At 67.2% G+C, this 12,487-nt stretch carries 11 protein-coding genes; 5 read left to right on the forward strand and 6 right to left on the reverse strand.

Annotation, left to right across the window (positions count from 1 at the left end):
* Positions 1 to 19: 19 nt before the first annotated feature.
* From ACFOYW_RS14010 to ACFOYW_RS14025, 4 genes are all read right to left on the reverse strand, one after another.
* Positions 20 to 2,215 carry a 3-hydroxyacyl-CoA dehydrogenase NAD-binding domain-containing protein gene (locus ACFOYW_RS14010; protein WP_390230088.1) on the reverse strand — a complete coding sequence of 732 codons (2,196 nt, stop codon included), beginning with the start codon at positions 2,213 to 2,215 and terminating at the stop codon, positions 20 to 22.
* A gap of 39 nt (positions 2,216 to 2,254) precedes the next feature.
* Positions 2,255 to 3,442: a thiolase family protein gene (locus tag ACFOYW_RS14015; protein ID WP_390230090.1), complete on the reverse strand. Its 1,188-nt coding sequence runs from the start codon at positions 3,440 to 3,442 to the stop codon at positions 2,255 to 2,257.
* Between the two features lie 85 nt (positions 3,443 to 3,527).
* Positions 3,528 to 4,787: an HRDC domain-containing protein gene (locus ACFOYW_RS14020; protein ID WP_390230093.1), complete on the reverse strand. Its 1,260-nt coding sequence runs from the start codon at positions 4,785 to 4,787 to the stop codon at positions 3,528 to 3,530.
* Complete coding sequence (locus ACFOYW_RS14025) at positions 4,780 to 5,382, reverse strand: DUF3000 domain-containing protein (RefSeq protein WP_390230095.1); 603 nt, start codon at positions 5,380 to 5,382, stop codon at positions 4,780 to 4,782. Before ACFOYW_RS14025 ends, ACFOYW_RS14020 begins: the two co-directional genes overlap by 8 nt.
* A gap of 64 nt (positions 5,383 to 5,446) precedes the next feature.
* Here ACFOYW_RS14025 and ACFOYW_RS14030 point away from each other — a divergent pair, with 64 nt between their 5' ends.
* Complete coding sequence (locus ACFOYW_RS14030; protein ID WP_390230097.1) at positions 5,447 to 6,655, forward strand: alpha/beta hydrolase family protein; 1,209 nt, start codon at positions 5,447 to 5,449, stop codon at positions 6,653 to 6,655.
* A gap of 13 nt (positions 6,656 to 6,668) precedes the next feature.
* Here ACFOYW_RS14030 and ACFOYW_RS14035 read toward each other — a convergent pair whose 3' ends face one another.
* Together ACFOYW_RS14035 and ACFOYW_RS14040 are read right to left on the reverse strand one after the other, a co-directional pair.
* Positions 6,669 to 7,112, reverse strand: a complete 444-nt coding sequence (locus tag ACFOYW_RS14035) for a SufE family protein (RefSeq protein ID WP_390230100.1) — start codon at positions 7,110 to 7,112, stop codon at positions 6,669 to 6,671.
* Between the two features lie 30 nt (positions 7,113 to 7,142).
* The gene (locus ACFOYW_RS14040; protein ID WP_390230103.1) at positions 7,143 to 8,045 is read right to left on the reverse strand and encodes a sulfurtransferase; all 903 of its coding nucleotides are present in this window, start codon (positions 8,043 to 8,045) and stop codon (positions 7,143 to 7,145) included.
* A 115-nt stretch (positions 8,046 to 8,160) separates the two neighbouring features.
* Here ACFOYW_RS14040 and zapE point away from each other — a divergent pair, with 115 nt between their 5' ends.
* The 4 genes from zapE to ACFOYW_RS14060 all read left to right on the forward strand — a co-directional run bounded on the left by zapE (position 8,161) and on the right by ACFOYW_RS14060 (position 12,470).
* The gene (zapE, locus tag ACFOYW_RS14045; RefSeq protein ID WP_390230107.1) at positions 8,161 to 9,219 is read left to right on the forward strand and encodes a cell division protein ZapE; all 1,059 of its coding nucleotides are present in this window, start codon (positions 8,161 to 8,163) and stop codon (positions 9,217 to 9,219) included.
* Positions 9,220 to 9,373: 154 nt separating this feature from the next.
* On the forward strand, positions 9,374 to 10,705 hold the full coding sequence (locus ACFOYW_RS14050) for an ammonium transporter (protein WP_390230110.1): 1,332 nt from the start codon (positions 9,374 to 9,376) through the stop codon (positions 10,703 to 10,705).
* Positions 10,706 to 10,928: 223 nt separating this feature from the next.
* Entirely contained in the window at positions 10,929 to 12,212 is a 1,284-nt protein-coding gene (locus tag ACFOYW_RS14055; RefSeq protein WP_390230113.1) for an ammonium transporter, read from the forward strand.
* A 21-nt stretch (positions 12,213 to 12,233) separates the two neighbouring features.
* Positions 12,234 to 12,470, forward strand: coding sequence for a hypothetical protein (locus ACFOYW_RS14060; protein ID WP_390230116.1), 237 nt, complete (start codon positions 12,234 to 12,236; stop codon positions 12,468 to 12,470).
* The last annotated feature ends 17 nt before the right edge of the window (positions 12,471 to 12,487 follow it).

Below are 12,487 nucleotides of genomic sequence, written 5' to 3' on the forward strand. Positions count from 1 at the left end.
ACGAACTCTCTAGCCGGTTCTAGCCGACGAGCTGCTCCGCAGCCTTGCTCTTGGTCTGCGCGCCGACGATCACCGGCGTGTGGAAGGTGCCGCCGAAGACGCGCTCGCTCGCCCCGACCCGGTCGAGATAGGGCGTTACGCCGCCCATCTGGAACGGGTAGCCGGCGCCGAGGATGAGAGCGAGGTCGATGTCCTCGGGCGCGGAGACCACGCCCTCCTCCAGCATGCGATGCACCTCGTCGGCGAAGCCGTCCTGCACGGCCTGCAGCACCTGCTCCCTGCTGTGCGGCTGGCCGCCCGGGTTGAGGTTCGCCTTGACGAGGCGCTCGGCGTCCTTGCTGATGCCTTTCACCTTGCCCTTGGCGTCCTTCTCGAGCAGCGGGCCGTTGTCGGCGACGCGGTGCAGATTCTCGGAACGGTAGAACCGGTCGGGCCACGCGGCGTGGTGCGTGTCGAGCACGTGCGCACCGACCTTGAGGCCGACGAGATCGAGCAGCACCGACGGCGGCATCGGCAGGCCGAGCGGGGCGAGTGCCTCGTCGACCACCGAGAACGGCGTGCCGTCGTCGACGGCGCGCATCGACTCGCCAAGGACCTTCGCCAGCACGCGGTTGACGACGAACCCGGTCGAGTCGGTCGTGATGATCGCGTTCTTCTTCAGGTTCTTCGCGACCTGCATGGCTGTGGCCAGCGTCGCCTCGTCCGTCTTGGGCGCATTGACGACTTCGACCAGCGGCATGACCGCGACCGGGTTGAAGAAGTGGAATCCGACAAGACGCTCGGGGTGCTCGAGCTTTGCGCCGATCTGGTCGACGGAGAGCGACGAAGTGTTCGTGGCGAACACCGTCTCGGGCGACACGATCTTCTCGAACTCGGCGAACACGTCCTGCTTGACCGACAGCTCTTCGAACACCGCCTCGATCACCCAGTCGCAGTCGGCGTATTGCGAGCGATCGGTGGTGCCGGTGATCAGCGCCTTGAGCCGGTTGTGCTGGTCATTGCTGAGACGCCCCTTGTCGGCGAGCTTCTGCAGCTCGTCGTGGATGTACGCGAGACCTTTGTCGACGCGTGCCTGGTCGAGGTCCGTGATGACGACCGGCACCTCGAGGCGTCGCAGGAACAGCAGCGCGAACTGGCTCGCCATGAGACCGGCGCCGATCACGCCGACCTTGGTCACCTTCTTGGCGAATGACTTGTCCGGCGCACCGACCGGCTTCTTGGCCCGGTGCTGCACGAGGTTGAACGCATAGATGGATGCGGCGAACTGGTCGCCCGACAACAGCTCGGCGAGCCACTCGTCTTCACGCGCGAACCCCGCCGCGACATCGCCGTCCTTCGCCTTCGCGAGAGCGTCGAGCGCGGCGTACGGAGACTTCGGGACCGTGCCGATGCGGCTCTCGAGCGTCTCCCGCGCGATCTTGATGGCGACCGGCCACTTCACCGTGCGCTCGATGCGGCCGGGCTCGTTCTTCCGGTCGACCTTGATCGACCCGCTCAGCACGCCGTCTGCCCACTTGAGCGAGTCCTCGAGGAAGTTGACGTGCCCGAAGATCGCGTCGAAGATGCCGAGGTCATAGGCCTGCTGCGGCTTCAGGGTCTGGTTCATCTTGAGCGGGTTCTCGATGACCACCTTGAGGGCGTTCTCGATGCCGATGAGATTCGGCAGCAGGGTCGCTCCGCCCCAGCCGGGCAGGATGCCGAGAAAGACCTCCGGCAGCGCGATCGCGGCGGCCGACGAGTCGACCGTGCGGTACGTCGAGTTGAGCCCGATCTCGACTCCGCCGCCGAGCGCGAGCCCGTTGACGAAGGCGAACGACGGCACGCCCAGCGTGCCGAGGCGTCCGAGCGTCGAGTGACCGAGCTGGGCGAGCAGCTTCGCGGCGTCCTTGCTCGGGATGTCGTCGACGTGCGACAGGTCGGCGCCCGCCGCGAGGATGAACTGCTTTCCCGTGATGCCGACCGCGTCGATCTCCCCGGCCGCGGCCCGCTGCTTCAGCGCGTCGAGCACACCGGCGAGCTCGAGATGCGTGGCGGGCCCGAGCGTCGCCGGGCGCGTGTGGTCACGGCCGTTGTCGAGCGTGATGAGGGCGAGGGTCTTGCCGCTCGGAAGTCGGATGTCTTTCACGTAGGAATGCGTCACGACCTCGTCGTCGCTCACCTGCAGGAGGGGAGTGAAGTCGATGCCGACGTACTGGGCCGTAGGGTCCTGGCTCATCTGGAATGTCGTCCTTTCGTACGATCGCAGTTCGGGGGCCTAGCGGCCGTTCCAGTTCGGGTTCTCCCAGATGACCGAGCCGCCCTGACCCAGGCCGACGCACATCGCGGTCAGGCCGTAGCGCACCTCGGGGTGCTCGGCGAACTGGCGCGCGAGCTGCATCATGAGGCGAGGACCAGAGGCCGCGAGGGGGTGCCCGATCGCGATCGCACCGCCCCAGAGGTTGACGCGGGGGTCGTCGTCGTCGATGCCGAAGTGGTCGAGGAACGAGAGCACCTGAACGCTGAACGCCTCGTTCAGCTCGAAGAGGCCGATGTCATCGATCGACAGGCCCGCCTTGCGCAGCGCCTTCTCGGTGCTCGGTACGGGGCCGAGACCCATGACCTCGGGCTCGACGCCGGCGAACCCGAAGTTCACGAGTCGCATCTTCGGGGTGAGACCGTACTGCTTGACTGCGTCGCCGCTCGCAAGCAGCGAAATGGTCGCACCGTCGGTCAGCGGCGACGAGTTGCCCGCCGTCACGCGGCCGTGCGGGCGGAAGGGAGTCTTCAGGGTCGCGAGAGCCTCCATGGTGGTCTGCGGTCGACGGCCTTCGTCTTCCGTGGCGAGCCCCCAGCCGTCATTGCTGCTGATCGCGACCGAGATCAGGTCGGGCTGGATCTTGCCGCCCTGGTATGCGGCCTCGACCTTCTGCTGGCTGCGCATGCCGTAGAAGTCCGACCGCTCCTTCGTGAGGGCGGGGAAACGGTCGTGCAGGTTCTCCGCCGTGTTTCCCATGAAGAGCGCGTCCTGCGCGACGATCTTCTCGGTCAGGAAGCGCGGGTTCGGGTCGGCGTCGAGACCCATCGGGTGGCGCCCCATGTGCTCGACCCCGCCGGCGAGGGCGACGTCGTACGCGCCGAAGCCGATCGCGGACGCCATCGTGGTCACGCTCGTCATGCCCCCCGCGCACATGCGGTCAATGGCGAACCCCGGCACCGTCTTCGGCAGGCCCGCGAGGATCGCGGCTGTGCGACCGAGCGTCAGTCCCTGATCGCCGGACTGCGTAGTGGCGGCGATCGCCACATCGTCGACCGCCTCCTTCGGAAGCCCAGGATTGCGCTCGAGCAAGCCGACCGTCGCCTTCACGACCAGGTCGTCCGCACGAGTTCCCCAGTACATCCCCTTTTCACCGGCACGCCCGAACGGTGTCCGGGTTCCATCGACGAAATACACCTCGGCTGTCATGGCCACACTGCCTTTCCCATGATCGTGGATTCGACAACGATCCTAGGAATTTTCGCGCACCGAGCGCCGAATCGGCTGTCGGATCCTACGAAGGGCTTTCGGCCCTTGTGGAGTCCGTCTGTTCCGCCTCCACAAACGCGGTGGCAATGAGCCCAGCGGTCTCCTGCACCTGCCACGGCCGGGCTCCGCCCGCCTCGAGTGCGGCTGCGACGGATCCCTCGTCGGCCACAGCCGGCGGCTCCCAGGCCACCCTGCGCAGCAGCTCGGGCGTCAGAAGATTCTCGACCGGAATCTGGCGCTCCTCCGCGTGCGCGGTGATGCTCTCGCGAGCGGCCCGATAGCGCACATCCGCCGCGGGATTGCGATCGGCCCATGCACGCACCGGCGGGATGCTGTCGCCCGCGGGCCGCTGCACCGGAAGGTCGGTCGTCGACCGCCCGAGCTCGATCGCGTTCCACCAGCGGTCGAGCTCGCTGCGGCTCGCGCGCCCGGTGAATTCCTTGAGGCCCACGAGATCGCGCTTCGACGCCGGCAGCACCCGCGCGACTGCGGTGAGCGCGGCATCCGGCACGAGCCGCCCGGGTGCGGTGTCTCTGTCACGTGCAAGCGCATCGCGGGCCAGCCACAGCTCGCGCGCGACCGCCAGGTTTCGTGACCCCCGCACCGAATGGATGCCGGAGAGCTTGCGCCACGGCTCCGCACGCGGCGGCTTCGCCTCTTTCACGAGCTCGCCATGGAACTCCTGCCGGGCAATCTCCGTCTTGTCGCTCTCGTCGAGCAGCCGCTCGACCTCATCGCGCAGATCGACGAGCAGCTCGACGTCGAGCGCCGCGTAGACGAGCCACGATTGCGGCAACGGGCGCGTCGACCAGTCGGCCGCGGAGTGCTCCTTGGCGAGATGGATGCCGAGCAGGCTCTCCGTGAGCGGCCCGAGCCCCACGCGGGGCAGGCCCAAGAGCCGCGCCGCGAGCTCGGTGTCGAAGATCCGCGCGGGGTCGAGGCCGACCTCGCGCAGGCACGCAAGGTCCTGGCTGGCGGCGTGCAGCACCCATTCCTCGCCCGAGATCGCCTCGTTCAACGCCGTGAACAGTGGGCCGACCTCGTCGCTCAGGGCGATCGGATCGAACAGGAAGACGCCTGCACCCCGGCGGAACACCTGGATCAGATACGCGCGCTGGGAATACCGGAATCCGCTCGCCCGCTCGGCATCGACCGCGACCGGTCCGCTCCCGGCAGCAAGGGCCGCCACCGCGGCCTCGTACTGGGCGGCGGTGGCGGTGACTTCGTATTCGGCGGTGATGTCGTTCTCAGGCACGTCTTGTTCTGGCAGGTTGCTTTCAGGCACGCTTCGTCTTGGGCCTCCGTAGTGAGAGTACGCTCACACCCTCTGCCGTCGGGGGAATACCCGCCAGCATGCACACGAGGTCGCCCCAGGCCTCGACGTGCGCGCCGAGATCAACGTCGCTCGGCGTCCACGAAGCGCGCAGCTCGATCTGTGCGCCGTCGCCCTGTCTCGCGAGTTCCCCGAAGCCGGTCGAGATGATCTTGGTCGCGGTTCCCGACGCACTGCGATAGCCGGCACCGCGCGAATCGAGCGCGTCGATCAGCCACGACCACGTCACATCGGCGAGGAAGGGGTCGAGCCCGATGTCCGTCTCGAGCGGCGCCTGGGCGAAACAGACCACGCGAAACCGGCCGCCCCACTCCTCGGGCTCGCTGGGATCGTGCAGAAGAATGAAGCGCCCGGTGCCGAGGTCGGAGTCCGCGCCGTGCCGCGACGGGGACACGTCAGCCGCGAGGGCATACGCCTCGGGCGCGAGCTGTCCGGGCGCGCTGATCGGCGACAGGACGAGCTCGGGGCGGATGACGGCTCCCTTGATGGAATCCAACGCGGCGGTGAACTCGAGCGAGGCCGCATGCCCGGACGGTGTGGACGACACAGCATGAACATTAGAGTTCGAGGTGAGGGTCCGCGCACAGGCACGCCGGGCGAGGGGGGTCGGAATGACGGGTTGGCGAAGTCGAGTCGGCGTTCCTCTCGCCTTCGCAGCCCTCGGAGCTGCCAGTTTCGGCGTCGCCGCCGCGGCGGCGTCCGTGTTCATCGCTCGCAAGGTGCTGACGCCTCCGCGCCGGCGGGACGAGAACGTCATCGTGAGAGCCGTCTCGCCCGACGCATCCGTCATCACGCTCTCGCCCACGCCTGACAGCCTGCTGCGCGGCGACTACAGCTTCTGGTTCGACCAGGACGCCGGTCACGCGCGGCTCGGCGCGATCCTGTCGCGCAGCGGCGTCTCCGTCACCCGTCGCGTCGAGCGGGTCACGTTCGGCGACCTGACTCGAGCCAAGCGCGGCCGCATCAGCGGCTGGTGGTACGTCCGGCCGGAAGAGCTCGGCCTCCCGCTCAAATCCATCGGCATCGAGACCGATGGGGGAGTAGCACCCGCCTGGCGCTTCAACGGCCCCAAAGGCGATGACGGCACGCGCAGCGGCAAGTGGGCCATCCACGTCCACGGGCGCGGCACCCAGCGCCAGGAGTGCCTGCGCGCCGTGCCGGTCTTCCGCGAGCACGGCTGGACCTCACTCGTCATCTCGTACCGCAACGACGGCGACGGCCCCCGCAGCGACGACGGCCGCTACGGCTTGGGCTCGACCGAGTGGCGCGACGTCGAGGCCGCGATCGAGTACGCGGTCGACCACGGTGCGACGGACATCGTGCTGATGGGCTGGTCGATGGGCGGTGCGATCGTGCTTCAGGCGGTCACGCGATCGATGCATGCCGAGCTCATCCGCGGCGTCGTGCTCGAGTCGCCCGTGATCGACTGGGTCGACACCCTGCGCTACCAGGCCGAGGAACTGCACGTGCCCGATCCGATCGCCGAGAGCGCCCTCAAGCTCCTCGACGCGCCATGGGGCGGCCGGCTGACCGGGCAGGCCGCGCCGATCGGGCTGCCCGAGCTGGACTTCGTGCATCGAGCGGATGTCTTGACGAAGCCGATCCTGCTGATGCACAGCGACGATGACGGCTATGTCCCGGCCTACGCCTCCCGCGCACTCGCGGCCCGCCGCCCCGACATCGTGCACTTCGTGCGGTTCACGCGCGCACGGCACACCAAGCTCTGGAACTTCGACCCGAAGAAGTGGACGAAGGCCATCAGCAGGTGGCTGAACGAACTCGAGGTCGGCGACGGGACCCCGACGCCGCCCGACGCCTGAGCCGCCCCGGCCTTCAGGCGGCCTGGCGCTTGAGCGTCACCTGGTGCTTCGCGCGGCCGAGCAGCGCCGCCATGCCGCGCAGCCGCAGCGGCGACACGGCCTGGGTCAGCCCGAGCGTCTGCGGGTAGTCGTCGGGCACCGCGAGGACCTCGTCGGCGGTCAAGCCGGCGAGGCCCTGCACAAGGATCGAGGCGAAGCCGCGGGTCGTCGGAGACTCTCGCGGCGCCGTGACGAACAGGTGCACCACATCGTCCTGATCGACCTCGACGAACAGGAACACCGGGCTCTGGCACTCGGCGACGCGTTCGAACAGATCCGGATGCTCCTGATAGCGCTCGGGCAGCTCAGGGAGTTCGTTCGAGAACTCGAGCAGCAGCTGCAGTCGTTCACTCTGGCCGACCGCCAGGAAGTCGGAGCGAATCTCTTCGAGGGCCTCTGGAAGCGCGGAATCCGTCACAACGCGATTATCGCGCGGCTTGCGCCACCGTCAGGCGACGGATACGAGGCCGGGCTCGCTGCCCTGCGCAATCGGGACACGCACGGCCGAACCCCACTCAGTCCACGAGCCGTCGTAGTTCTTCACGTTCTCAAAGCCGAGCAGGTGCGTCAGCACGAACCAGGTATGACTCGACCGCTCGCCGATGCGGCAGTAGGCGATCACATCGTCGCCCGGCTTGAGGCCCGCACCCTCGAAGTAGACCTGCTCGAGCTCGCTGCGCGACTTGAACGTGGCGTCGGGCGCGGCGGCCTTCGCCCACGGCACCGACGCCGCCGACGGGATGTGGCCAGCTCGCAGGGCGCCCTCCGTCGGATAGCCGGGGATCTCGGTGCGCTCGCCCGAATACTCCTCGGGGCTGCGCACGTCGATGAGCGGGCCGTGACCGAGGTGGGCGATCACGTCCTCCTTGAAGGCGCGGATCACAGAGTCGTCGCGGGTGACGATCGGGTAGTCCGCCGGGGTCACGGTCGAGGCATCCGTCGTCAGCTCGCGGCCCTCCGCGATCCACTTGTCGCGGCCGCCGTCAAGAAGGCGCACATCCTCGTGGCCGAACAGCGTGAACACCCAGAGGGCATACGCCGCCCACCAGTTGTTCTTGTCGCCGTAGATCACGACGGTCGTGTCGCGGGCAATGCCTTTTGAGCCGAGGACCTCGGCGAAACGCGCGCTCGAGATGTAGTCGCGCACCACGGGGTCGTTGAGGTCGGTGTGCCAGTCGATCTTCACCGCGCCCGGAATGTGGCCCGTCTCGTAGAGCAGCACGTCTTCATCGGATTCGACGACAGCGAGTCCCGGTTCACCGAGATGCTCCGCGAGCCATTCGGTCGAGACCAGGCGCTCGGGGTGAGCGTAGGCGGCGAACTTCTCCGACGGATCCGTGGCGACGGGCATGGCGCACTCCTTGATTTAAGCTGTAGACGGCTTCCCCGCAACGCTATGCGCGTGTGCGCATCTGCGCACCGGGCGCGGGTAAGACTTCGACATCTTTCCTGCACCGGTGGTTCATATGACGAGCGACGCCCTCGGCACAAGCCTGACCAGCCTCACCCAGCTCAACCCGGAGATCACGGGCGAGCAGATCGTGGCGAGCCTCGTGCCGCCCGCGCAGTTCGACGCCGCGCACTTCGACAACTACCGGCCGGACACCGACTACCCGTCTCAGCAGGAGGCCGTCGAGTTCCTGCGCGGCTTCGCCTCCGCAGCGGCCGCGCCGGCGAAGGGCGGTCGATTCCTGCGCCTCGGACGCAAGAAGAAGACCGCTGAGGACAGCCAGAAGAACGGCGTCTACCTCGACGGCGGGTTCGGCGTCGGCAAGACCCACCTGCTCGCGGCTCTCTGGCACGCCGCAGCCGGCCGCAAATACTTCGGCACCTTCATCGAGTACACGGCACTCGTCGGGGCTCTCGGCTACGCGAAGACGGTCGAATTGCTGAAGGGCAGCGCACTCATCTGCATCGACGAGTTCGAGCTCGACGATCCCGGCGACACGATGATGATGACGCGGCTCATCGGCGACCTCGTAGCCGGCGGCACGCGCTTCGCTGCGACCAGCAACACGCCGCCGAATGCGCTCGGCGAGGGGCGCTTCGCCGCGAGCGACTTCCTGCGCGAGATCCACGCCATGGCGAACAACTTCGTGACGCTGCGCATCGACGGGCTCGACTATCGCCGCCGTGCGACAAGCGACCAAGCGGTCGTGGCGGATGCTTCGACTATCGAGACAGCGGTCGAAAAGGTCCGCGCCGCCGGGGGAGTGGCCACGCGGGACGACTTCGCCGAGTTCGTCGACCACCTCGCGAGCGTGCACCCGTCGCGTTATATCAAGATGGTCGCCGGCGTCGACCTCATCGCCTTCGACGACGTCGTGGTGCTGCACGACCAGATGGAGGCGCTGCGGCTCGTCGCGTTCATCGACCGCGCCTACGACGCCGAACTGCCGATCGTCGCGAGCGGCGTGCCGCTCTCGGAGATCTTCGACGAACCCATGCTGAACGGCGGTTTCCGGAAGAAGTATCTGCGCTCGGTGTCGCGCATGATCGCCCTCACTTCGGCACCCAAGGCCTAGGCGATTCACACCTGTTCGGGGGCAGCCGGAAACACGATGTTTACGTTCTGAAGCTCGTCGTAACGTCCGTGTAATGAAGCACCGTACGTCGCGAAACGTGCGGTGATCAGACTGACGACGTCCCCGCTACCCGAACAGAGAGGTACCAGACGTCATGTTGGTTCTCGCTAATGCCACCACGGACAACACGAGCAATATCAATGCTCTGTGGCTGATCGTCGGTGCCGCCCTCGTTCTGCTCATGACCCCCGGCGTCGCCTTCTTCTATGGCGGCATGGTGCGCGCGAAGTCCGTCATCAACATGATGATGATGAGCTTCGGAGCGATCGCCGTCGTATCCGTGCTGTGGGTCCTCTACGGCTACTCCATGTCGTTCGGCATCGCCGGTGCCAACGGCAAGATCACCGACTGGGTGATCCCGCACTTCCTCCTCAACCCGTTCGCGAACATCGGCCTGCACCTGTTCCTGCCGATCCACTCCGACGGCTCGATGTCGGGGATGAACACCGCTGACACCTACTCGCTCGCCTTCGTCGCCTTCCAGGCGACCTTCGCGATCATCACGGTCGCGCTGATCTCGGGGGCGATCGCAGACCGTGCGAAGTTCGGCGCGTGGATGATCTTCTCGGCAGTCTGGGTCACGGTCGTCTACTTCCCTGTCGCCAGCTGGGTGTTCAACTTCACGGTGGGCCCGAACGGACAGCTCGCAGACGGCGGCTGGTCGGTCTTCGGCCTCAAGGTGAACGACTTCGCCGGTGGCACCGCGGTGCACATCAACGCCGGCGCGGCGGGCCTCGCTCTCGCACTGGTGCTGGGCAAGCGCGTCGGCTTCAAGAAGGGCATGGCCAAGCCGCACAACGTGCCGCTCACGCTCCTCGGTGCCTCGCTGCTGTGGTTCGGCTGGTTCGGGTTCAACGCCGGTTCGGCCGCCGCGGTCAACACCACGTCGGCGCTCGCGTGGATCAACACGCTCGCCGCTCCTGCCGCCGCGTGCATCGGCTGGCTCATCACCGAGAAGATCAAGGATGGCAAGCCGACCTCGATCGGCGCCGCCTCGGGTGCGGTCGCGGGCCTCGTCGCCATCACCCCGGCCTGTAACATCCTGACGCCGGGCTGGGGCATCGTCCTCGGCCTGATCACCGGCGCGATCTGCTGCCTCGCGATCGAGCTCAAGTGGCGCCTCGGCTTCGACGACTCGCTCGACGTCGTCGGCGTCCACCTGGTCGGCGGCCTCGTCGGCACGCTCTACATCGGCATCTTCGGCATGGGCATCGGCCTCGTCGACACGGGCTCGCTCCGTCAGCTCGGCGCTCAGGCGATCGGTGGCTTCGGCGTCGCGATCTACTCGTTCGTGATCGCTTACGCGATCGGCTGGATCATCGAGAAGACGATCGGCTTCCGCATCACGAGCGAAGACGAGAGCGCCGGCATCGACGTCACGGCGCACGGCGAAGAGAGCTACGAGCTCGACCCAGTCGCTCTCTGAGCCTCACCGCAATTCAGCTGCTCCCCGGAGTCGGTCGTTCCTGCACTGCAGGACCCGGCGCCGGGGAGTACGTCGTTAACTCAGCAGCTCGAGTGCGCGACGGCGGCGGCGTGAACCGCACACAGTCGGCTGCGCCGCTCGCTCCCGCCACCCCGGAAACATCCCGTTAATAATCACCCAGGAGACTGTCACAACCCCGGCCCCGAACGAGATGGGTAACCCCATGACGGTTTTAGCAAACGCCACGGCGGACGCCACGAGCAACCTCGGCTCACTCTGGCTACTCGTCGCTGCTGCGATGGTGCTCCTGATGACCCCCGGCCTCGCTTTCTTCTACGGGGGCATGGTGCAGGCGAAGTCGGTCATCAACATGATGATGATGAGCTTCGGCGCGATCGCCCTCGTGAGCGTGCTGTGGATCGTGTACGGCTACTCGATGTCGTTCGGCGTTGCGGCGGCAGACGGTCGTGTCATCGACTGGGTGATCCCGCACGTGCTGCTGAACCCGTTCGCCAACGTCGGCCTGCACGACTACCTGCCCATCCACGCCGACGGCTCGCTCTCGGCGCTCAACACCGGGGACACCTTCTCGCTCTCCTTCGCGGCGTTCGAGGCCACGTTCGCGATCATCACCGTCGCGCTGATCTCCGGCGCGATCGCCGACCGCGCGAAGTTCGGCGCGTGGATGATCTTCGCCGGCGTGTGGGTCACCGTGGTCTACTTTCCCGTCGCCAGCTGGGTCTTCTCGCACGGCGGCTGGCTGCAGGACCTTGGGCTGCACGACTTCGCCGGTGGCACCGTCGTCGAGGTGAACTCGGGCGCCGCGGCGCTGGCTCTCGCGCTGGTACTCGGGCGCCGGATCGGCTTCACGAAGGGCATGGCGAAACCGCACAACGTCCCCCTCACCCTGATCGGCGCCGCGCTGCTGTGGTTCGGCTGGTTCGGGTTCAACTCGGGGTCAGCCCTCGCGGTCGACACCACGGCAGCCCTCGCCTGGATCAACACCCTCGCAGCGCCGGCCGCCGCCACCATCGGCTGGATGATCACGGAGAAGCTCAAGGACGGCAAGCCGACCTCGATCGGTGCCGCATCCGGCGCTGTGTCGGGCCTCGTCGCCATCACCCCGTCGGCGAACATCCTGACGCCGATGTGGGCACTCGTGCTCGGCCTCATCACGGGCATGGTGTGCTGCCTCGCGATCGAACTGAAGTGGCGCCTCGGCTTCGACGACACGCTCGACGTCGTGGGCATCCACCTGATCGGCGGTCTCATCGGCACGCTGTTCATCGGGTTCTTCGGCGCCGGCATCGGGTTGCTCGACACGGGTTCGTTCGGGCAGCTCGGCGCGCAGGCGATCGGATGCCTCGCCGTCGGCGCCTACTCGTTCGTCGTCGCGTACGCGATCGGGTGGGGCCTGCAGAAGACCATCGGGTTCCGCATCACGAGTGAGGACGAGAGCGCCGGCGTCGACAGCACCCTGCACGGCGAGGAGAGCTACGCCATTTAGGCCCGGCGCTAAAATTGCGCGGTGACCTTCGCGCGCGTCTTCGCTCTGATCTGGTGCGCCCTCGCCATCAGCTGGGGCCTGTTCCTCATCATTCGGCGTAATTGGCTCTCCGAACTCGCGCAGGAGCTGAAGCGCACGAACGGGATGCGCCTCGCGCTGGGGTCCCAATCGCCCATCTGGATGCTCAGCGGGGGCATCGCATTCCTCGCCGTCGGCCTGGGCTGCCTCGGCTTCCTCGCCTGGTCGATCGCCCGCTGAGGCGCCGGCCAAGAGAC

The organism is Gryllotalpicola reticulitermitis, assembly GCF_042651345.1.
GTDB classification, from domain to species: Bacteria; Actinomycetota; Actinomycetes; order Actinomycetales; family Microbacteriaceae; genus Gryllotalpicola; species Gryllotalpicola reticulitermitis.

Coding starts and splice junctions, on each gene's coding strand:
- ACFOYW_RS14030 (WP_390230097.1), top strand. CDS start 5,447: ATGACGGGTTGGCGAAGTCGAGTCGGCGTTCCTCTCGCCTTCGCAGCC.
- ACFOYW_RS14040 (WP_390230103.1), bottom strand. CDS start 8,045: ATGCCCGTCGCCACGGATCCGTCGGAGAAGTTCGCCGCCTACGCTCAC.
- ACFOYW_RS14010 (WP_390230088.1), bottom strand. CDS start 2,215: ATGAGCCAGGACCCTACGGCCCAGTACGTCGGCATCGACTTCACTCCC.
- ACFOYW_RS14055 (WP_390230113.1), top strand. CDS start 10,929: ATGACGGTTTTAGCAAACGCCACGGCGGACGCCACGAGCAACCTCGGC.
- ACFOYW_RS14050 (WP_390230110.1), top strand. CDS start 9,374: ATGTTGGTTCTCGCTAATGCCACCACGGACAACACGAGCAATATCAAT.
- ACFOYW_RS14015 (WP_390230090.1), bottom strand. CDS start 3,442: ATGACAGCCGAGGTGTATTTCGTCGATGGAACCCGGACACCGTTCGGG.
- zapE (WP_390230107.1), top strand. CDS start 8,161: ATGACGAGCGACGCCCTCGGCACAAGCCTGACCAGCCTCACCCAGCTC.